Source organism: Pseudomonas paraglycinae (assembly GCF_021601625.1).
Classification (GTDB): domain Bacteria; phylum Pseudomonadota; class Gammaproteobacteria; order Pseudomonadales; family Pseudomonadaceae; genus Aquipseudomonas; species Aquipseudomonas paraglycinae.
In genome coordinates this window covers 1-21,172 of sequence record NZ_BQHR01000026.1, presented here as the reverse complement: position 1 = coordinate 21,172, position 21,172 = coordinate 1, and the positions used below count along the sequence as shown (strand labels likewise).

General features: G+C 58.1%; 18 protein-coding genes and 1 pseudogene. 8 read left to right on the top strand and 11 right to left on the bottom strand.

The features are described from left to right. Nucleotides 1-708 precede the first annotated feature (708 nt). Entirely contained in the window at nt 709-1,470 is a 762-nt protein-coding gene (locus tag L6D82_RS26805) for a hypothetical protein (RefSeq protein ID WP_236191997.1), read from the top strand. A 319-nt stretch (nt 1,471-1,789) separates the two neighbouring features. Here L6D82_RS26805 and L6D82_RS26800 read toward each other — a convergent pair whose 3' ends face one another. Beyond that, complete coding sequence (locus L6D82_RS26800; RefSeq protein WP_236191996.1) at nt 1,790-2,125, bottom strand: hypothetical protein; 336 nt, start codon at nt 2,123-2,125, stop codon at nt 1,790-1,792. Nucleotides 2,126-2,275: 150 nt separating this feature from the next. On the opposite strand from L6D82_RS26800, the gene L6D82_RS26795 reads away from it, so the two are divergent. The 3 genes from L6D82_RS26795 (at nt 2,276) to L6D82_RS26785 (ending at nt 5,363) form a co-directional block, all read left to right on the top strand. After that, on the top strand, nt 2,276-2,743 hold the full coding sequence (locus tag L6D82_RS26795; protein ID WP_236191995.1) for a 3'-5' exoribonuclease: 468 nt from the start codon (nt 2,276-2,278) through the stop codon (nt 2,741-2,743). 48 nt (nt 2,744-2,791) lie between these two features. Next, nucleotides 2,792-3,778: a restriction endonuclease gene (locus L6D82_RS26790; protein ID WP_236191994.1), complete on the top strand. Its 987-nt coding sequence runs from the start codon at nt 2,792-2,794 to the stop codon at nt 3,776-3,778. A 94-nt stretch (nt 3,779-3,872) separates the two neighbouring features. Further along, entirely contained in the window at nt 3,873-5,363 is a 1,491-nt protein-coding gene (locus L6D82_RS26785) for a Shedu immune nuclease family protein (RefSeq protein ID WP_236191993.1), read from the top strand. 538 nt (nt 5,364-5,901) lie between these two features. Here the strand turns inward: L6D82_RS26785 and L6D82_RS26780 are convergent. Beyond that, nucleotides 5,902-7,125, bottom strand: coding sequence for a hypothetical protein (locus L6D82_RS26780; RefSeq protein ID WP_236191992.1), 1,224 nt, complete (start codon nt 7,123-7,125; stop codon nt 5,902-5,904). 302 nt (nt 7,126-7,427) lie between these two features. On the opposite strand from L6D82_RS26780, the pseudogene L6D82_RS26775 reads away from it, so the two are divergent. After that, a pseudogene (locus L6D82_RS26775) lies at nt 7,428-8,213 on the top strand (calcium:cation antiporter); the annotation flags it as partial. Nucleotides 8,214-8,258: 45 nt separating this feature from the next. Here L6D82_RS26775 and L6D82_RS26770 read toward each other — a convergent pair. The 3 genes from L6D82_RS26770 to L6D82_RS26760 form a co-directional block, all read right to left on the bottom strand. Further along, nucleotides 8,259-9,617, bottom strand: a complete 1,359-nt coding sequence (locus L6D82_RS26770; RefSeq protein ID WP_236191991.1) for an 8-oxoguanine deaminase — start codon at nt 9,615-9,617, stop codon at nt 8,259-8,261. A 184-nt stretch (nt 9,618-9,801) separates the two neighbouring features. After that, entirely contained in the window at nt 9,802-10,488 is a 687-nt protein-coding gene (locus L6D82_RS26765; RefSeq protein WP_236192011.1) for an SDR family oxidoreductase, read from the bottom strand. Between the two features lie 36 nt (nt 10,489-10,524). Then, on the bottom strand, nt 10,525-10,875 hold the full coding sequence (locus tag L6D82_RS26760) for a MerR family transcriptional regulator (RefSeq protein WP_236191990.1): 351 nt from the start codon (nt 10,873-10,875) through the stop codon (nt 10,525-10,527). Nucleotides 10,876-10,958: 83 nt separating this feature from the next. On the opposite strand from L6D82_RS26760, the gene L6D82_RS26755 reads away from it, so the two are divergent. After that, the gene (locus tag L6D82_RS26755) at nt 10,959-11,375 is read left to right on the top strand and encodes a hypothetical protein (protein ID WP_236191989.1); all 417 of its coding nucleotides are present in this window, start codon (nt 10,959-10,961) and stop codon (nt 11,373-11,375) included. Here L6D82_RS26755 and L6D82_RS26750 read toward each other — a convergent pair. From L6D82_RS26750 to L6D82_RS26725, 6 genes are all read right to left on the bottom strand, one after another. Next, nucleotides 11,372-12,298 carry an ABC transporter permease gene (locus L6D82_RS26750; RefSeq protein WP_236191988.1) on the bottom strand — a complete coding sequence of 309 codons (927 nt, stop codon included), beginning with the start codon at nt 12,296-12,298 and terminating at the stop codon, nt 11,372-11,374. The genes L6D82_RS26755 and L6D82_RS26750 overlap by 4 nt on opposite strands. Continuing rightward, nucleotides 12,298-13,404: an ABC transporter permease gene (locus tag L6D82_RS26745; RefSeq protein ID WP_236191987.1), complete on the bottom strand. Its 1,107-nt coding sequence runs from the start codon at nt 13,402-13,404 to the stop codon at nt 12,298-12,300. Before L6D82_RS26745 ends, L6D82_RS26750 begins: the two co-directional genes overlap by 1 nt. Before the next feature lie 12 nt (nt 13,405-13,416). Continuing rightward, the gene (locus L6D82_RS26740; protein ID WP_102718464.1) at nt 13,417-14,967 is read right to left on the bottom strand and encodes an ABC transporter ATP-binding protein; all 1,551 of its coding nucleotides are present in this window, start codon (nt 14,965-14,967) and stop codon (nt 13,417-13,419) included. 537 nt (nt 14,968-15,504) lie between these two features. Next, the gene (locus L6D82_RS26735; RefSeq protein WP_102718463.1) at nt 15,505-16,086 is read right to left on the bottom strand and encodes an IMPACT family protein; all 582 of its coding nucleotides are present in this window, start codon (nt 16,084-16,086) and stop codon (nt 15,505-15,507) included. 8 nt (nt 16,087-16,094) lie between these two features. Beyond that, a complete protein-coding gene (locus L6D82_RS26730) occupies nt 16,095-16,745 on the bottom strand; it encodes a TetR/AcrR family transcriptional regulator (protein ID WP_102688494.1) in 651 nt (216 codons plus the stop codon). A 95-nt stretch (nt 16,746-16,840) separates the two neighbouring features. Further along, nucleotides 16,841-17,761, bottom strand: a complete 921-nt coding sequence (locus tag L6D82_RS26725; protein WP_236191986.1) for a LysR family transcriptional regulator — start codon at nt 17,759-17,761, stop codon at nt 16,841-16,843. Nucleotides 17,762-17,900: 139 nt separating this feature from the next. Between L6D82_RS26725 and aptA the strand changes: the two genes are divergently transcribed. Both aptA and L6D82_RS26715 read left to right on the top strand, forming a co-directional pair. Beyond that, nucleotides 17,901-19,250 carry an omega-aminotransferase AptA gene (gene aptA / locus L6D82_RS26720; RefSeq protein ID WP_011332325.1) on the top strand — a complete coding sequence of 450 codons (1,350 nt, stop codon included), beginning with the start codon at nt 17,901-17,903 and terminating at the stop codon, nt 19,248-19,250. 76 nt (nt 19,251-19,326) lie between these two features. Then, a complete protein-coding gene (locus tag L6D82_RS26715; RefSeq protein WP_236191985.1) occupies nt 19,327-20,820 on the top strand; it encodes a CoA-acylating methylmalonate-semialdehyde dehydrogenase in 1,494 nt (497 codons plus the stop codon). The last annotated feature ends 352 nt before the right edge of the window (nt 20,821-21,172 follow it).

Below are 21,172 nucleotides of genomic sequence, written 5' to 3'. Positions count from 1 at the left end.
CCAACCCCCTGGGGGCGGCGGACGATGTGAAGGTCGAAAACACCCTCAACAGGCTCCACCAGGCAGGTCATCGATGACGATGTCTGCATGGGGTGAATTCTCAGTCTTGGGCCAATTTATCTGTAGGGGTACTAAAATTAATCGACATCTCGAGCGCACCTTTCAGGACACCGATATGACTACAAGCCATCGATTTTAATGAAATTTATGATCGAGCAAGGATCAAGATGCCATCCAAGCTCGTCCTGATCCGCTGGGGACATCAGCCCTTAGTGAGACCGGCGAGTGCTTCAGCCTTATTCGAAAAGTCAGCCACCAAATCGATCATGGCCTTCTTCACGTTTGGCGGAGCGGTCTTCATTGACCCCGCGTTGAAAGGTGGCTCAGGGTCGTATTCGCTCATCAGCTGGGTGCACTCGGCATAGATCTGGCCACGCAACTCGGCACCATACTTAGGCCGAAATCCAGCCCCGCCGTAACCCCTGCTCCGGTGATCCTGTTCCGATCACGAACCACCCGCGCATCCGTGGGAACTGCGCCGAACCCGGCCACGGCTTCTCCGCATTACCAGTGCGAGGTCGCTTTGTAGCCTTTCAGCAAGCCTGCAGCCCCCAAGATCTTCGTCAAGCCATGCTCATGGTCACTGCTTGACCAGTTGCAAGGGGAGATCACACACTCGTGCCTCCCCCTCCACCTGTGATGGACAACATGCTTCGACTGGTTGGCAGCGCCCTCGACATCAAACTGGCCATTAACGGTTTCAGCCAGGCCTACCACCAGGACTTCGCCAACGTGCAGCCCATTGCACGTCGATATCTCAACGCACCACCGGGCAGCGCCAATGCAGCCCTACTCGCCCTGGCGCTATTCACAGCGCTACGTAACTGGGGCGCATGCAAACGCAGAAGCCCAACGCTTCATGCCCTCCCTCAAATCGAAAGCGCCCTGAAGGACAAACGGCTACATGGGCGCCTGCTCAAACTGAGCCAGCAAAGCCTTGCGGCATTCAGCCTCGATCAGCAGGGGCATCGCCTTCTGGCGGCCAATGCGCCAATCAATGAGGTTGGAGCCTTCGACAAGGAGATTCTGGGGATCCTGAACACGCTGGCGCACGTGCTGTTTATCAACAACACCAGCATCACTTACCCCATGAAGGCGCTGCTTCTTATCACCGGGCTGATGCCGGCACTGGATAGCCAAGTAAGAGGCGGGCTAACTCGAGCCGGAAAAGCGGGCTTCACCGGACAACAACGCCTTCCGAGGAATGTACAGCAAGCCACAGGCCGTCGAATTTGCCAGCTCCCGTTTTATCTGGGGCACTGCTGGAGCCTACACCGGGAAGTGTTCGTGAAGGGGATTCTGGAGAGCAACCACAAGGGGCTGCAGGACACACCAGGCCGGGTTTTCGACATCCTGCTGTTCATGCAGAACCAAGCTACCAGGAACCAAATCCTCGCCTTTAAGGTGTAGCGAGAATGGCCGTAACAGCCATTCTCTCCCCCTACCCCAATTAAGACTGGAGAGTGGGGCGGTCGGTGCAACCCTTGCCATCACCGCCGAAGAATGTCATGCGGTCAGTCATCTGCAAACGCTTCAAGTGCGGTGAGAAGTTTGGCTAGCTCAGTAAGGTTGGCCGCAGTGACGATGTTAAATTCTCACCGGCTAATCACCCGAGAATACGCTCGCCATCACTAGGCGGCTGGTTTGCGACAGCCGCTCATACTAGGTGCCACACTTGATGATCCTGTTGGGTGCACGTCTAGCGACATAGCCAGGCCAGCGGGAGCGTCTACATCGATTTGACCGATACCACTTCCACATATTTGTACTTCTTCCTGGCAGCCTTAACTGCCTCTTGCTCAGCAAGCAACGAGCTCAACGTGTCGGCCTCGTGAGTCAACTCCTGCATCTTCCCCTCAAATTCGTTCCCAACCCGGAGCGTGACCTTAAGCCTGGGCGTGAACGCTTTCGCCGCTTTCTTCTTCGCTACGGGAGCAGCTACCGGTTTCGTAAAAACAATTTCAGCCACAGGCTCCTCTACCACAGGAGCAGACACATGCTCTTCGGGGTGAGGCGTACCGAACAGGGCACGACGCATTTCTTCTTCAGTTAATTCTGAGTTCATACATCATCTCAAAGGGCGGAGCTTAGCTCGACAATTTCTAATAGGATTGAAGCACGGACTCTGAGCCCAGATGCTCGAGAGCCAACTCTCGTCGGTTCCCTTCCTGCGTCATATGTAGGCAAGCCCTAGTCTTCACGGAGTGCTAACAGCATGAGGCTCTTTCTTGATTGCGAGTTTACCCAGCTCTCGGCGTCAGCGAAGCTTATATCGCTCGCATTGGTGGCCGAGAATGGGCGCGAATTCTACGTGGAATTACTCGGCACATGGCGAGAAGCAGACTGCAGCGACTTCGTCGTAGAGATCGTCCTTCCGCAGCTCTGGGGCGGAAGCTATGCACTACCGATCATTGGGGCAAGATCAGCGTTGTTGGAGTTTCTTGCGTCGTTCGAGGAAACCTTGGAAATTGTCACCGACGCCCCACAGTATGACTGGGAGCTTTTCTGCGAGCTCGCATATGCCGATGGTAAATGGCCAAGGAACGTTCAGACTCACCCCACTGATGCTACCACTTTAGATGCCATAAACGACGGGATTCCACTTCCACATCACGCTCTCCTGGATGCCCGTATCATAGCCAGCATGTTCGCCCCAGAGAGTCCAAAGAAAGAGCTACCCTAATAAGGCGCATGAATCCGAAGTCCCTATTGGCCGATAGGAGAGCGAAGTATGAAATGGAAGGAACGTACGTCGGAGCAAGTCGCAGAGATGATCTGCGGTGACAAACCTGAAAGTTATTTCCGCTACCTCACAGGCCCAAACCTTACCCGATTCTTCCGGGACGCCGATACTGAGTTCGTCCACGACGGTTCAACGCGGCGATTCTGGGTCGCGGATGTTCTGCAGAAAATCCTAGATTTCCCAAGCTCTAATCCGCTGATGCCACCGGATGCCATGCTCCGTGTGATTCGCCTTCTCATGGATAGTGAGGATGCCTTCAACGAAAAACCGCCCCGCTTGGAGGCGCTCAAGGTTCTGAATGCAGCGATTAAACGGGAAGGCTTCGAAGCTTTCTACGGAGATGACGGCCAGTGCTATCTGCGTCACTGCAGCACCGGCGCAATAGGGAATGAATCCTCGAGTCCCCACCGTCCTCTTTCTGCCGCAGAAATTGAGAAGAAAAACCAGTTGATCTCGTACCTTGATCAGTGCTCCGAGGACGATCTGATCGAGCATGTTTTACTTCCACTATTCCGGCAGCTGGGTTTCGCTCGGATCACGTCCGCTGGCCACAAGGACAAGGCCTTGGAGTATGGGAAGGACATCTGGATGAAGTTCACACTTCCTACCCAGCACGTCATCTACTTTGGCATTCAGGTGAAAAAGGGAAAGCTCGATTCCTCCGGCGTAACGAAGGCAGGACAAGCCAACGTAGCGGAGATCCATAACCAAGTGCTGATGATGCTGGGTCATGAGATCTTTGACTCAGAGCTCAGTAAACGCGTTTTAGTTGACCACGCTTTCATCGTCGCGGGTGGAGAAATCACCAAGGCTGCTAGAAATTGGATCGGTGGCAAGCTTGATCAATCCAAACGAAGTCAGATCCTCTTCATGGACAGGGAGGACATCGTTAACCTCTTCGTGGTATCGCCTTTGATTGCGCCACTGGTGCCGAAAAAAACAGCCGTACAGTTCGACGACCCAATCCCGTTCTAGCTACAGGTAGGCACTTCGAATGGGAGAGAACGCCCGAAGCTCCGTGGCTCTAAAAGACCACTGAAGCTCCACCTACGATCAAGGATGACAGGCAATGCCTTCTATGCGCCCCTCCCAATACGCCATGCAGCAGCGCACCGACGGTGGCCCTTTTCTTCGTTTCGATCTTGAAGACGCGAGAGGTCTTACCGAAGAAGAGCTCGAAACCCTTGAGTCAGGCGAAGAGTACGAATCTTTAAGTGAAGAGATCTATGGGAAATCTCGTGTCTACTACAGCGATGTCGCTCTGTCAGATGATGCGCCTGGTTGGCATCTAATTCTGGAAGTGGCTCCAGAGTATCTGACGCTTTATCCCATCAACGCCCGCTCAGAACATCCTGAGTACGCTAAGCCCAAATACGGCAACGTGACGTCGATCATCATAACTAGGCCCGTATACCAGCCTTATGCACATCCGACCGATCAGTACGAGGTTGATGAACTTCTCAGCGGGGTGCCCGCAGGACTGTCCAAGGACTGGCGCTACGGCCTAGGGTTTCACTACGAATACCGATACCTTGTTCACGCGCTTAGTAATTTGGAGGGAGTGGACACTCTTATCCTGCACGGCGGAGCCGGTAGCGACGATGCGAAGATTAAGGGCAGCGAGTTCTACTTGGGAATTGACCGACTTGAGCAGTTGAAGAAAAGCTTGGATCGACTGACCCAACGTCATCAACGAGAGACAGCGGCGGACAAGAAACTCGTCTGTTACACGAGCTTGCTTCACCACGCAGCGCCAGAGCTCTATCCACCCCAGGCACGAAAGCTTTCCCCGGACTTGCTTGCAAGCTTGGTGTCACTGGGCTCGGTGACGCCTAGTCTTTCTCCGAAAGATCAGCAACAGGCTGTCAAGCTTGCGCAACAGAACGTCCCAGCCCTCGCAAAGTCCGCGCCTCGCACTCTCTACAACTTAAAAGCAGAAATTGAGCTGGTAACTCTCGCCGAGCTCATCGAGGTGTATAAAACAATGATGGCAAGCAAGGTCGGGGAGCCGAAATGGCAGGCCTTCCTGAGCGAACATCCATTTGTACTGGACATGGCTTTTGGTTATCCCGTGAAGAAAATCGCTGATCAGCCCTATGTGGGCGGAAAAGGCTTCGGCGGACGCGGCGGCCAATATTCCGACTTTCTGATGGCGGCTAGAGCTACAGGAAATCTTGCCCTCATTGAGATCAAACATCCTCAACATGATCTGCTCGGAAGGCAATATCGGCAAACCTATACCCCATCCTTCGAGCTCAGCGGCTCAGTCGGCCAGATCATCAGTCAGCGTGGCAACGTCCAGCGCGAGATCTTTGGCCTAGCGCGTGGTTTCAAAGAACGTGTTCACGCCCATGCAGTTGCCGCCATTGTCATAATTGGTCGTACGCCGGAGGAGGAGGATAAGCAGGAAGCTTTCGAGCAATATAGACATGGACTAAAGGATGTACTGGTGATCACGTTCGATGAGCTGCTTGTACGTCTTGAGAGCATTCGTCAGGCGCTGACTCCACGACCACCAGCGAAGCCTGAGGCGATCAGTGATGAAGACCTGCCATTCTGATGACCGCACACCATCGCTCAGCATAACGTGCCCGAACGGGCGCATTCAGCCTAGAATTCTGGTTAATGTCCCTATCTGGGGATCATTACGCCTGCCACATACTCGCGAGGTATCCCTTGCGCGCTGCTCAACGGTTGCCCTGAATTCTACGAGTCGCCGGGCTGATGGCGGCTCCAGCACAGCGGCCTTTTTGCAGGATGTATCAGGAGGCTAGTTTTGTAGCCGATTCGTACTCGGCCACCACGCTAGTAATCCCAAGCGGTTTGCCGGTCAGCCGATAGAATCTCAGTGCAAGCACTTTGGCCTCACTCAACATCTCGAGAACTTCTTTTTGGATCATTTCAGCGTCCGGCAACGCGTTGGTACGGCTGCAAAGCTCACTCGTCCGCAAACGCTTCTAGGGCAGCGAGCAGCTTGGCCAGCTCAGTAAGGTTGGCTGCCATCACGATGTCATATTCTCCTCGACTACTCAGCCGATATACCTCTCGAGCCTTTTTGACCCGTTCCAGTAGAGGAACAACAATGCCTGACGCTCTTTCTAGAAATTCATCTCGGCGCTTCGAGCGGTGAGGGTTTCGACTTGAAATTGATCGGCTCTCGGTTTTTCAATGGCGAATTGGATTGCTCTTTCGTCGATTTGCACTTCAATTAAGGGTGTGCCTTCCGAAGTCGTTAGCTTGGCACCTTGAAGGCCTGTAGATGGGAATTTTGGTTGGTCAATCATCAGAATTGAAGCAATTGCAGCACAATCCCGAGCTGAAAGGTGGCCTAGGAGTCGGCTAAAGTTTTCTGTGGAGTTGACAGTGTGTATGCCGACATGGCCAATGGCTTGACGAATTAGTTTGGAATATTCGTCTTTGGTCGCCTTGCGAGTTAAGTCTTTGAAGAAATCAATATTTGATAATGCAACATAGCTAATAGAGTTGAGTTGCTCGGTTTCTTTGAGGAAGTAGTTTGCTACAGCTAAGACCCATGGCAAGCAATTTTTGCTTTTCGGGTCGGCGACGTGAACTCCATCAGCATAGTAGTCCCCGCTTGTGATGCGTCTATTTAATTCGGCGGGGTCAACTTTTTCAATGAGCTTTCGTCCTAGCTCGTGGGCGGTTTTCATCTTTTCCAAATATTCGCAGCATCCGTCAATGGTTGCTTGAATTGCAGAGCAGAGGCTTTGCGAGATACGGCACAGAAACTCATCTTCATCTAGGCAAAGGTCTCTGCTAACAAGCGCTTCTTTACTCCAGCGTCCACTTGTCTCCGAAATCTGTTTTGATAGTTTTCCAACAGGTGTCCGTGGTTTCCTCGGCATGTTATTGCCATCGGATAAATGCCTGGATGGTATGTAAGCGTCTTTGGGAATAAGCTCATGAGTTTGCAGCTTATTATAAAATCGCTCGATACTTGACCATCTGGATATTCTGGTTTCTGGAGTTCTTTTTCCGCTTGGGCCTAAGTCATCCAAAGTAAATTCAAAATGTCCTATAAGGAATTCGTCCCATTCCAGGGCGCATTTGGGCAGGGACGTGCTTTCTGCGATTGCGTAACGCTGAATGTTTTTCAGTATCTCGACTTGCTCAATGATGCTGTCCGGTGATTCAGACTTGAGGTTGTCCACTGCTGCTTGAGCATAAGAATTGAATTCCGCCCATGTAATTATGGGTGCCATTGGGCATCGGAACTCACGTTCTCCTTTACCATTTTTCTCCGACGGTGCGAAAAACGAACATGTATGGCTGTTCGAGTCGTAGTGGAAGGTTACGGGCACGTGCAGCGCTCCGTTTCAGAACTCAACGCGAAAGCTTCGAAAATTAATCGGCTTTTGGGATTTGGGTAGGTATGGAAGGGGGCAAGTGTTCGCACAGGATTCTCCTTGAATAATAGGATCCTGTGTCTATTTTGACAAAATGTCAAATCACCTTTAAAAGTATGCCACTAGCGTACCGTTAAAGCAAGAAAATTGGTTGTGGCGCCTCGCCCTCGAATTATCTGTTTAAAGCGTATTTTTCCTTGCGCCCAAACGGCTATTCAAAGCAGAGGGAGGCTGCCTCTTTTGACACCGGTGTCCGTGTCTACAAAATTATTATGCTCGACATCAACGGCATCCTCGGCCTCGCCGCGCTGATGGGCGGGATCAAGCATGGTGAGCAGTCCTACAACGATGACTCGGCCCGCAGCTACAGCGTGATGATCCTCACCGCCATGGGCGTGTCGATGGTGGTGCCGGAGTTCATCCCCGAGGCCAACTGGAAAATCTATTCGGCCTTCACCATCGGCGCGATGGTGCTGCTTTATGCGTTGTTCCTGCGCATGCAGGTCGGGCCGCACAGCTACTTTTTCAGCTACAGCTACCCGGACAAACGTCGCAAGAAAGAGCCCGTGGAACAAGAGCCGAAACCGGTCAGCCTGGCGCTGTCGATCGGCATTCTGGTGTTCGGTGTGGTGGTGATCGGCGCACTGGCCGAGGTGATGTCCAAGACCCTCGATCTGGGCCTGGAAGGGACGGGCGCACCGCCGGTGATCACGGCGATTCTGGTGGCGGCGATTTCGGCGGCGCCGGAGATTCTGACTGCGTTACGCGCGGCGTTGGCCAACCGCATGCAGTCGGTGGTCAACATTGCGATGGGTGCTTCGTTATCGACGGTGATCCTGACGGTGCCGGTGATGGAAGCGATGGCGCTCTACACGGGGCAGCCGTTTCAGATGGCGATGACGCCGGTGCAGACGGTGATGATCTTCATCACGCTGATCGTCAGCGCGATCAACCTCAATGACGGCGAGACCAATGCGATTGAGGGCATGACCCACTTTGTGTTGTTTGCGACGTTCATCATGTTGTCGCTGCTGGGGTTGTGATTGATCGTTCCCACGCGGAGCGTGGGAACGATCAGAGGGGGGAGATCAGGTGCCGGCAATCAACTGCCGAGCCGCTTGGCTGTGATCGGCAATCAGGCCTTTGAGATCCAGGCCTTCAACCTGCCCGTCAACCACGCGCCACTTGCCGCCGACCATCACGCGATCCGCTCGGTCCGCACCGCACAACAGCAACGCCGAGATCGGGTCATGACTGCCGGAGAAGCGCAGCTCATCGAGCTTGAACAATGCCAGATCCGCCTGCTTGCCCACCGCCAATTCACCGATATCGGTGCGGCCCAACAAGCTCGCCGAGCCCTTGGTCGCCCAGCCCAGCACGCGTTCCGGGGTGATCTTCTCGGCGCCATAACGCAGGCGCTGGATGTACAGGGCCTGACGCGCTTCGAGGATCATGTTCGACGCATCGTTGGACGCCGAGCCATCCACACCGATACCGAACAACGCGCCGGCATCGGTCAGATCGATACTCGGGCAGATGCCGGACGCCAGACGCATGTTCGAGCTCGGGCAATGGCAGATACCGGTGCCGGCCGCGCCGAGGCGGGCGATTTCGTCGGGGTTGAAATGGATGCCGTGGGCCAGCCAGGTGCGCGGGCCGAGCCAGCCGACGCTGTCCAGATAATCCACGGTGCGCAGGCCGAAGCGTTGCAGGCAGAAGTCTTCTTCGTCGAGGGTTTCGGCGAGGTGGGTGTGCAGACGCACATCAAGTTTGTTCGCCAGTTCGGCGCTGGCGGACATGATTTCCGGGGTCACCGAGAACGGCGAGCACGGTGCCAGGGCGATCTGGATTTGCGCGCCGTCGCCACGTTCGTGGTACTCGTGAATCAGGCGCTGGCTGTCGTCGAGAATCACTTGGCCTTCCTGCACGGTCTGCTGCGGAGGCAGGCCGCCGTCCTTCTCGCCGAGGCTCATCGAACCGCGGGTGAGCATCGCGCGCATGCCCAGTTCGCGCACGCTTTCGACTTGCACGTCGATGGCGTTTTCCAGACCATTCGGGAACAGGTAATGGTGGTCGGCGGCGGTGGTGCAACCCGACAACAGCAACTCGGCCAGCGCGACTTTGGTGGCGAGGGCGAGTTTTTCAGGCGTCAGGCGCGCCCACACCGGGTAGAGGGTTTTCAGCCACGGGAACAACGGCTGATTGACCACCGGCGCCCAGGCGCGGGTCAGGGTCTGATAGAAGTGATGATGGGTGTTGATCAGGCCCGGCAGGATCACGTGTTCACGGGCGTCGAACACTTCATTGCATGGGGCGGAAGGTTGCTGGCCGGCGCCGAGCACTTCGGTGATCACACCGTCTTGCAGCACCAGACCGCCACGGGCATCGAGACCGTTGGCCGTGAAAATGGCGAGGGGATTTTTTAACCAGGTACGGGTCGCAGGCATTGTGGCCGGCTCCTCTGAAAGTGGGGTTCAGGGTTGCCAGCTCAGTGTTGCCCTGTCTGCTGATCCAGGGTCGCCGCGAGGGGCGAGGTGCGGAGTTTCGAACAAAATGTTGCGACGGGCAAGCCCAACCCGACCAGACACCGGGATAACCCTGCGGGGGCAAGCCCCCCACAGGGTTCAGTGATTACCAGGGAATGGTTTCACCCTTGTAGTTCACGAAATGATGGCCGCCCTTGCCGGCAAACGCGTCCACCTGATCCACCAGGCCACGGGTGCTGGTCTCCACGTCGATGTCGGCACCTTCGCCGCCCATGTCGGTTTTCACCCAGCCCGGATGCAGCGACAGCACCGTGAGTTTCTGCTCGCCCAACTGCGTGACGAAGCTGTTGGTCATCGAGTTCAGCGCCGCCTTGCTGGCCTTGTACAGCGCCAGTTCCGGCGCGTCGGGCATGGTCACACTGCCGAGCACCGAACTCATGAACGCCAGCACGCCGCTGCCGTCGCGGATCTGCCCGACGAAGCGCTGGGCCAGATTGATCGGTGCCACCGCGTTGGTGAAGAACAACTGACCGACTTCCGCCAGCGTCGCGCCGCCCGGAGTTTGCACGTCAGGGCCTTTGACTCCGGCGTTGACGAACAGCAGGTCAAAGGTCTCGCCCTTGAGCTTCTGGCTCAGGGCGATTACCGCTTGCTGGTCGTCCATGTCGAGTTTTTCGATTTGCACGTTGCCCAGTGCTTTGAGAGCCTCGGCGTTGGCAGGATTGCGAACCGTGGCGGTGACTTGCCAGCCGTCGGCCAGCAGGGTTTTCACCAGACCCAGGCCCAGGCCCCGGGAGGCGCCGATGATCAGTGCGTGCTTGGCAGGATTCAGTGCGGACATGATTGGCTTTCCTAGAAGGTTGAAAGATCACGGGTTCAATGGACAACGTTGACCGAGCCGATGTTGCAATTCCTGGCGCAACTCACCGAGCTCGGCCATGCGGGTTTCGACCAGCTTGAGTTTGTCTTGCAGCAGTTGCGTGACGGTGGTGTCGGGGTTTGGCGATTGCCACAGCGCGCCAACGCTGTTGCCGATCTCGCCGAGGGTAAAGCCCAGACGCTGCGCCGTTTTGATATAGAGCACCAGTTGCACCATCTCCGGCGGATAGTCGCGATAACCGTTGGCGCTGCGTTGCGCCGCGATCAATCCGCGCTGCTCGTAAAAACGCAGCGTGTCACGGCTGACATCGCAGGCCTGGGCCAACTCACCGATGCGCATCTTGCTGGTCTCGAAAGTGTTTGACCCTGGAGCATACTCCAGGCTTTACCGTAGTTGCTCCCTGAATTTTCGGAGCAAGGATGATGTGGACTTCAACGCAGTATCGGCAGGTGGTGCGCGTCAGCGCCTGGTATGACTTGATCGTGACGGCGGCGTTTGTCACGCCGTGGAGTTTTGCTGTGTTGCATGGGTTGCTGACGGCGCTCAGTCAGGCGCTGGAGCTGCCCGGCGAGCTGCCGCCGTTCGAACCTGCACATCGGTTGATAGCCAATTTGTTCGGTTCGGTGGTGTGCATGTGGGCGGTGCTGCGGATTCGTGATCCGCAGCCGGTTTATGGGCGCTATGACGCGGTGACGCGATTTCTCTTCGCCGGATGGATGACGTATGCCGTGGCCCACGGCGCCAGCTCGTTGGTGGTGGGTTTCCTGGTTCTCGAAGTGGCGTGGGGCATTGCTCAGGCGTTTCCGGTTCGGCCGCTGTCGCGAGCCGTAACGGCTTAGCGCCCGGCCTGCCACGGCTGCCCCAGTGACACCGGCGCATACAACCGTGTACGCACTGCATCGCGCGACAACAGCACCAGCACCAGAATCGTCGCGACGTACGGCAACATCGCCAGCAGACTCGAAGGAATCGCCAGCCCCAACCCCTGCGCCACCAGGTGCAGGATGCTGGCGAGTCCGAACAGATACGCGCCGAGCAGCAACCGCCACACCCGCCAACTGGCGAACACCACCAGCGCCAGCGCGATCCAGCCGCGTCCGGCGGTCATGTTCTCGGCCCACATCGGCGTGTACGCCAGCGACAGATAAGCGCCGGCCAGTCCGGCCATCGCCCCGCCGAACAATACCGCCAGTGTGCGCACGGTCAGCACCGGCAAGCCCATGGCACTGGCCGCATCAGGATTCTCGCCGACCGCTTGAACGATCAGCCCGACACGGCTTTTCACGATCACCCACGCCACCAGCGCAAACAGCGCGAACGACAGGTACACCAGCAGATCCTGGGCAAACAGCATGCGGCCGATCAGCGGGATTTCGCTCAGGTAGGGAATCGCCATCGGCTCGAATCCCGCCAGCGGTTTGCCGACCCACGCGGCGCCGACAAAGGTCGACAGGCCCACGCCAAAAATCGTCAGCGCCAGCCCGGTTGCCACCTGATTGGCGTTGAACACCAGCGCCACCAGAGCAAACAGCGATGACAACAGCATCCCGGCGAGCATCGCCAAAACAACGCCCAACCAAAGGTTGCCGCTGTTGAACGCGACGATGAAACCGATCACCGCGCCAAACAGCATCATGCCTTCCTGACCGAGGTTGAGTACGCCGCTCTTCTCGCAGATCAATTCACCCAGCGCCACCAAGAGTAGTGGCGTACCGCAGCGCACCATGGCGTAGAAAATATTGCTCAGCAGATCGATATCCATCACAGCGCTCCGGCGGTTACGGCGGTGGTAGAAGTGCGCCGTGCCCAGCGCAGATTAAGACGTGGCCGATAGAGGATCAGCACGTCACAGGCCAGCAGGAAAAACAGCATCATTCCCTGGAACAACTGAGTGATTGCCTGCGGCAGATTCAGCGTCATCTGCGCGCTCTCGCCACCGATGTACAGCAGCGCCATCAACAGGCTGGAAAACAGAATGCCGATCGGATTGAGCCGCCCGAGGAACGCCACGGTGATCGCCGCATAGCCGTAGCCCGGCGAGACCTGCGGCACCAGTTGGCCGATCGGCCCGGTGACTTCGCAGACACCGGCGAGCCCGGCCAATCCACCACTGATCAGCAGGGCGAGCCAGATCAGCCGCTTTTCGCGAAACCCGACAAACCCTGCCGCACGCTTGTCCAGCCCTAGCACCTTGATCTGGAAACCGACAAAGCTTTTCTGCAGCAACACCCACACCGCGACCAGCGCGAGCAAGGCGAAATACACGCCGATATGTGCCCGCCCGTCTTCCATCAACAGCGGCAGGCGGCTGGCGTCGCTGAACATCGCCGACTCGGGAAAGTTGAATCCGGCCGGATCCTTCAGCGGCCCGTGTACGCAGAACAGCAACAGGTTCAGCGCGATGTAATTGAGCATGATGCTGGTGAGGATTTCGTTGGCGTTGAAGCGCGTGCGCAACCAGGCGGTGAGGCCGGCCCACGCGGCGCCGGCGAACGTGCCAGTCAGCAGGATCAGCACCAGCGCCCAACGGCTTTGCACATCGATGATGTTCACCGCCAGCGCACTGCCGGCGAGGGCGCCGAGCAGCAATTGGCCTTCGGCGCCGATGTTCCAGATCCGCGCCTGATAGGCCACTGCGAGGCCCAACGCACACAACAGAATCGGCAGGGTTTTGACCAGCAGCTCGGAGACGCCGTACAGGTCACTGATCGGGGCGATCAACAAGGTGTGCAAAGTCTTCAGCGGATCATGGCCAAGGGCGACGAACAGCAAAGATCCGCAGACCAGCGTCAGCGCCGCCGCCAGCACCGGCGAGCACCACAGCATCAGGCGCGACTGCCGGCCACGGGGTTCGAGGGAAAGCAACATGGGAAAGCTCCGTTAAACCGTGGCCGGTTGTGATTGAGGGGTGTCGAACTGGCCGGCCATCCAGCCGCCGACGTCGCTGAGGCGGGTCAGCGCCGTGTCCTGCAACGCTGACAGGCGCCCGCCGCACAGCGCGCCGAGGCGGTCGCTGATCTGGAACAGTTCGTCGAGGTCTTCGGAGATCACCAGAATCGCCGCCCCGGCATCGCGCAGGGCAATCAGCGCGCGGTGGATGGTGGCCGCCGCGCCGACATCCACGCCCCAGGTCGGGTGCGCGGCGATCAGCAGTTTCGGTTGCTGGAGGATTTCCCGGCCGAGGATGAATTTCTGCAGGTTGCCGCCGGACAGGCTGCGGGCGGCGGTCTGGGTGTCCGGGGTTTTCACGCCGAAGCGCTGGATGATCGTTCGGGCGAGGGTTTCGACCTTGCCGCGCTCTATCAAGCCGTGGCTGACCAGGCCTTGTTGAAAAGCGGTGAGCAGGGCGTTGTCCGCCAGGCTCATGTCCGGCACCGCGCCATGCCCGAGGCGTTCGGCGGGGACGAACGCCAGGCCGAGTTTGCGTCGCGCATCCGGGCGCCGATCGGCGACGGGGTGTTCTCGGAAACGGATGGTTGCCGCTGATTCGCGGGGCAACGTTTGTTCGCCGCTGAGCAAGGCGAGTAACTCGTCCTGACCGTTGCCCGCCACGCCGGCGATGCCGACGATTTCACCGCTGCGCACCTGCAGATCGATGTCGCTCAGGGAGCAGCCGAACGGATCCGGGTTGTGCCAGTTCAATCCACTGACCTGCAAGAACGCCACGCCACCGGTGACCTTCGTGAACTCGCCGATCAATGTCGCGGCTTCTCCCACCATCAATTGCGCCAGTTGCCGATCAGTGCAGTCGGCCGGTACGCAATGCCCGGCCACTCGGCCACCACGCAATACCGTGGCGCTGTGGCACAAGGCGCGCACCTCGCCGAGTTTGTGGCTGATGAACAGAATGCTGCAGCCCTCGGCCGCGAGCCGGCGCAGGGTGATGAACAACTCGTCGGCTTCCTGCGGCGTGAGCACCGAGGTCGGCTCATCGAGAATCAGCAGGCGAATGTCCTGCATCAGGCAACGAACGATCTCGACTCGTTGCCGCTCGCCGATCGACAGGCTGTGGACAAGTCGCTGGGGTTCCAGCGCCATGCCATATCGGCGCGACACTTCACGGATTTTCGCCTCAAGCTGTTTCGGCGAACCGGCCGCTGCACCCATCGCCAATGCAATGTTTTGCGCCACGCTCAAAGTCTCGAACAGCGAGAAGTGCTGGAACACCATGCCGATGCCCAACTGCCGCGCCTGGGCCGGATTGCGCATGCTCACCGGTTGACCCTGCCACAGCATCTCGCCCGAATCGGCCTGGGTGACGCCGTAGATGATCTTCATCAACGTGCTTTTGCCTGCACCGTTTTCACCGAGCAGCGCGTGGATTTCACCGGGGGCGATGCTCAGGTCGATGGCGTCATTGGCGAGGCAACCGGGATAACGTTTGCTGATGTGGCGCAGTTGCAGGCGCGGTGTGGACGTGGGGTTTGGCATGACAGGCTCGGGTCGCTTGGAGTTGTGCCTGTGGATAAAGCAATTTCCTGGCCATTGAGTCAGGAACGCAGGCGACTGCTGTTTGCCAGCCTGTGGCGTAGAGCCTGTGAAATGAATTCGACGTCTTGCGCGGCACCACTTGAGGGCAAAGCCTTTGATCAGGCTCCAGTTTTGCCCGCACCGGGCTGATCAAAAAACGAACAACCTCGCCAAAGCCATGCAGAACCTGCGACTGCGCCAGCCATGAACGGCTTATCCACAGGTTGCTCCACAGTATTTGTGCGCAAGACAAAATCGCGGGCATAAGCACTGCCGGGCTTTCTTCTAAAAGCGATAAACAACGCTAAGCGATTGTTTTTACGTGAAATTGTTCGTTGTGATGGGCGATTGGACGAAAAGTGAGCAAATCCCGCAAAGCCACGTGACAGAAGGGTTACAGCCTCCTGTGCTCAGGTTATCCACAGCCGGGTGCACAGCGGATGTGGGCAAGTCTCGGGTATAAGCAAATCGGCTTGTGCCCTAAAAAATGGCGGGGCTTCAACGCTGCAGCAGGATTCGCCCACGGCTCAGATCGGCCAACTGATTCTGCAACTGCTCGATGTGCGCTTCACCCACGGCCAGTTGCAGCTCGACACCATTGGCGGTGAAGTTTTCCTCGACCACCAATCCGCCCAGATCCGCGACCCGCAGTTTAACCAGCGCCAGTTCGCCAAAGGCGCAGGCGCAACGCACGGGCACGCGACTGATCAACTCGATCTTCGGCGCTGCCTGCAGGCATTTGTTGGCGCCGCCGCCATAGGCCCGGGCCAGACCGCCGGTGCCCAGTTGAATGCCGCCGTACCAACGGATCACCAGCACCGCGACCTGATCGCAGTCCTGCGCTTCGATGGCCGCGAGAATCGGTCGCCCGGCAGTGCCGCCGGGTTCACCGTCGTCGTTGCTGCGGTACTGGTCGCCGAGTTTCCACGCCCAGCAATTGTGCGAAGCGTTCAAGTCGCTGTGCTGCTCGATGAAGGCTTGCGCCTCAGCGGGGCTGCCGATCGGCGCGGCGAAAGTGATGAAACGGCTTTTGCGGATTTCTTCGCGGAACTCGCAAAAGCCGCTGAGGGTGAATGGCATAAAACGACTTATATAGAAGCAGTGAGGCCGCAGCCTTTGAGAATGATGCGGATCAGATTGTTGCCGGCGTCTTCCATATCCTGTTTGGTCAACTTGCTGCGACCGGTCACCCGGCAGATCTGGGTGGCGAAGTCGGCGTAATGCTGGGTGCTGCCCCACAACAGGAAGATCAGGTGCACCGGGTCGACCGGATCCATTTTGCCCGCGTCGATCCAGGCCTGGAAAACGCCGGCGCGGCCCTGGAACCAGGCGCGGTAATCCTGGTTGAAATATTCGGTCAGGCATTCGCCGCCGCTGATCACTTCCATCGCGAAGATCCGCGACGCTTGCGGCTGGCGACGGGAGAATTCCATTTTCGCGCGGATGTAGCGGGTCAGCGCTTCGGCCGGATCGTCCTCGGCCGTGAGGGAGTTGAAGGTGCTGTCCCACAATTGAAGGATGTTGCTCAGCACCGCCACGTACAACCCGAGCTTGTTGCTGAAGTAGTAATGCAGATTCGCCTTGGGCAGTCCGGCCTTGGTGGCGATGGTGTTCATGCTCGTGCCTTTGTACCCGTGACGGGCGAACTCGTCTTCGGCGGCTTTGATGATGGTCTCTTCATTCTTCTGACGAATGCGGCTGGCAGGTTTGCCGCCGTGAGCGGGGACTTCAAAGGTCATAGGCACTTCCGGGTTGGTCTGTGGGGTGCAACCAGTTGCGTTGATAGCGCAACCACCGGCGCGGGACAAGCCCCGGGCGAATAAAACCCCGGTCGTCAGCGGGTGGCTGCGAGGCTTTCGAGAAAGTTTTCCAGTACCAGATGAGGGCGGCGGCCCTTGCGGGTGACCGAAGCCAGGCTCAAATCATAGAAGCGGGTGCTGGCCTTGAGTGCGCGCAAGCGACCTTGTTGTACCCAGAGACTGGCGTAGTGATCCGGCAGGTAACCGATGTAACGCCCGGTCAGAATCAGGAACGCCATGCCTTCGCGGTCGGAAGCGCTGGCGGTGCAATTGAGGGCCTGATAGTGCGCCTGGATCTCCGCCGGCAAACGGAAGGTCGGGGCGATGGCGTCCTGGCTGTTGAGGCGCTCTTCATCCAACTGTTTATCGTCAACGTAAAACAGCGGATGGCCGACCGCGCAATAAAGCAGCGAGCGTTCGCTGTACAGCGGCTGATATTCCAGTCCCGACAACGCACTGGCCTGCGGCACCACGCCGACATGCAGGCGCCCATCGAGCACGCCTTGCTCGACTTCATTGGGAGCGATCATGCGGATCTGGATCTGCACGTCCGGCCCGCGCTCCTTCAACTGCGCGAGCGCGTGGGTGATGCGCATGTGGGGCAGGGTGACGAGGTTGTCGGTCAGGCCGATGATCAACTCGCCGCGCAGGTGCTGATGCAGGCCGTTGACCTCGGTGCGAAAGCTCTCCAGTGCACTCAACAGCTGCAGCGCCGACTGGTAAACCTCACGACCCTCTTCGGTCAGGGAGAAACCGGCGCGCCCGCGTTGGCAAAGGCGCAGGCCGAGGCGTTGTTCCAGATCGCTCATCTGCTGGCTGATCGCCGAGCGACCGATGCCGAGTACGGTTTCCGCCGCCGAGAAGCCGCCGCACTCCACCACGCTGCGAAAAATCCGCAGCAGGCGAATATCAAAGTCACTGACCTGGGCCAGTGGATCGGGGCGGCGGCTGCTCATGCTGATGTTCTCATTGTTTAGCAGAGTTCTAACTGAAGGTTAGAAGAGTTGAATTTCACCGACTTTATCCGCGTGGCAATTTAGCTGCAACAACGCTTTCTATCTCTCTGAAGCTTATTGCCCTGCGAGGTTTTGCCCGATGAACATGCCTGAAAACGCGCCGTCGCCACTGGCCAGTCAACTGAAGCTGGACGCGCACTGGATGCCGTACACCGCCAACCGCAACTTCCAGCGCGACCCGCGTCTGATCGTTGGTGCCGAAGGCAGCTGGCTGATCGACGACAAGGGCCGCAAGGTGTACGACTCGCTGTCCGGTCTGTGGACCTGCGGCGCCGGGCATACCCGCAAGGAAATCCAGGAAGCGGTGGCCAAGCAGTTGGGCACCCTCGATTACTCGCCGGGCTTCCAGTACGGCCACCCGCTGTCGTTCCAGCTGGCGGAGAAAATCACCGATCTGACCCCGGGTAACCTGAACCACGTGTTCTTCACTGACTCCGGTTCCGAATGCGCCGATACCGCGGTGAAAATGGTCCGCGCTTACTGGCGCCTCAAAGGCCAGTCGACCAAGACCAAGATGATCGGCCGCGCCCGTGGCTACCACGGTGTGAACATCGCCGGCACCAGCCTCGGCGGCGTCAACGGCAACCGCAAGCTGTTCGGTCAGGCGATGATGGATGTCGATCACCTGCCGCACACTTTGCTGGCGAGCAATGCGTTCTCCCGTGGCATGCCGGAGCAGGGCGGTATCGCCCTGGCCGATGAGCTGCTGAAGCTGATCGAACTGCACGATGCGTCGAACATCGCAGCGGTGTTCGTTGAGCCGATGGCCGGTTCCGCTGGCGTGCTGGTTCCGCCACAGGGCTACCTCAAGCGTCTGCGTGAAATCTGCGACCAGCACAACATCCTGCTGGTATTCGACGAAGTGATTACCGGGTTCGGCCGTACCGGCACCATGTTCGGCGCCACCACGTTCGGCGTGACCCCGGACCTGATGTGCATCGCCAAGCAAGTCACTAACGGCGCGATCCCGATGGGCGCGGTGATTGCCAGCTCCGAGATCTACCAGACCTTCATGAACCAGCCGACCCCGGAATACGCCGTGGAATTCCCGCACGGCTACACCTACTCGGCGCACCCGGTGGCTTGCGCCGCTGGCTTGGCAGCTCTCGACCTGCTGCAAAAGGAAAACCTGGTGCAGAGCGTGGCCGAAGTCGCACCGCATTTCGAAAATGCTCTGCATGGTCTGAAAGGCGCGAAGAACGTCATCGACATTCGCAACTTCGGCCTGGCCGGTGCGATCCAGATTGCGGGCCGTGACGGCGACGCCATCGTGCGTCCGTTCGAAGCCGGTATGGCGTTGTGGAAAGCCGGGTTCTACGTGCGCTTCGGTGGCGACACCCTGCAGTTCGGCCCAACCTTCAACAGCAAGCCGCAGGACCTTGATCGTCTGTTCGACGCGGTCGGCGAAGTGCTGAACAAGCTCGACTGATTTTTCCTTCTATATAGATACGCCAATAGCAGGCGCCCTTCCGGGCGTCTGCGCACAAGAATTCAGGAGTTCCCCGATGAGCGTTATCCCGCATTTGATCAATGGCGAACTGGTGACCGAGAACGGTCGCGCGGTCGATGTGTTCAACCCGTCTACCGGTCAGGCTATCCACAAACTGCCGCTGGCGACTCGCGAAACCATCCAGCACGCCATCGATGCCGCCAAGGCTGCGTTCCCGGCCTGGCGTAACACGCCACCGGCCAAACGTGCTCAGGTGATGTTCCGCTTCAAGCAATTGCTGGAGCAAAACGAAGCACGTATCTCGCAATTGATCAGCGAAGAACACGGCAAGACCCTGGAAGACGCTGCCGGTGAACTGAAGCGTGGTATCGAGAACGTCGAGTTCGCCTGCGCAGCGCCGGAAATCCTCAAGGGCGAGTACAGCCGCAACGTCGGCCCGAACATCGATGCGTGGTCGGACTTCCAGCCGCTGGGCGTGGTGGCCGGTATCACCCCGTTCAACTTCCCGGCGATGGTGCCGCTGTGGATGTATCCGCTGGCGATCGTCTGCGGCAACTGCTTTATCCTCAAGCCGTCCGAGCGTGATCCGAGCTCGACCCTGCTGATCGCACAACTGCTGCTGGAAGCAGGCCTGCCGAAAGGTGTGCTGAGCGTGGTGCACGGTGACAAGACTGCGGTGGACGCGCTGATCGAAGCGCCGGAAGTCAAAGCGCTGAGCTTCGTGGGTTCGACGCCGATTGCCGAATACATCTATGCCGAAGGCACCAAGCGCGGCAAACGCGTTCAGGCACTGGGCGGCGCGAAGAACCACGCGGTGCTGATGCCGGATGCGGATCTGGACAACGCGGTCAGCGCACTGATGGGCGCGGCTTACGGTTCTTGCGGCGAGCGCTGCATGGCGATTTCGGTAGCCGTGTGTGTGGGCGATCAGGTGGCGGATGCACTGGTGGCCAAACTGGTTCCTCAGATCAAGGCGCTGAAAATCGGTGCCGGCACTTCGTGTGGTCTGGACATGGGGCCGCTGGTTACCGGTCAGGCGCGCGACAAGGTCAGCGGCTATGTCGAAGACGGCGTGGCGGCGGGCGCGACCCTGGTGGTCGACGGACGTGGTCTGAGCGTTGCCGGTCATGAAGAAGGCTTCTTCCTGGGGGGCTGCCTGTTCGACAACGTCACTCCTGAGATGCGTATCTATAAAGAAGAGATCTTCGGGCCGGTGCTGTGCGTCGTCCGGGTGAACAGCCTGGAAGAGGCGATGCAACTGATCAACGATCACGAATACGGCAACGGCACTTGCATCTTCACCCGTGACGGTGAAGCGGCGCGTCTGTTCTGCGACGAGATCGAAGTCGGCATGGTCGGCGTCAACGTTCCATTGCCGGTGCCAGTGGCTTACCACAGCTTCGGTGGTTGGAAGCGTTCGCTGTTCGGCGATCTGCATGCCTATGGTCCGGATGGTGTGCGCTTCTATACCCGTCGCAAGGCGATCACCCAGCGCTGGCCGCAGCGTGCGAGCCATGAGGCTTCGCAATTCGCATTCCCTAGCTTGTAAGTAGAAGGGCAGTGCAACGAAGGCCGACCTTTTAAGGTCGGCCTTCGCGTGTCGGGGCTTTTTTGACCGATATGACAGATTTATGAAAATAAGGGTTGACGGCAAATTCTGAGTCTCTATAATTCGCCCCACTTCCGGCGCAGTCGAAACGGAAAACTCCTTGAGATTCAATGAGTTAGGTAGGTTTCGAAGGCGGGTCGCTTCAGTTCATCGAAGCCTGGAAGCAGTTGGAAATGCCGGTTCTTTTGGTGCTTTCAACGGTTCGATCTTCTCGGTCGAAAGCGGAGAAAAAGAGGTGTTGACAGCAGCGTGTAACGCTGTAGAATTCGCCTCCCGCTAACGAGAGATCGGA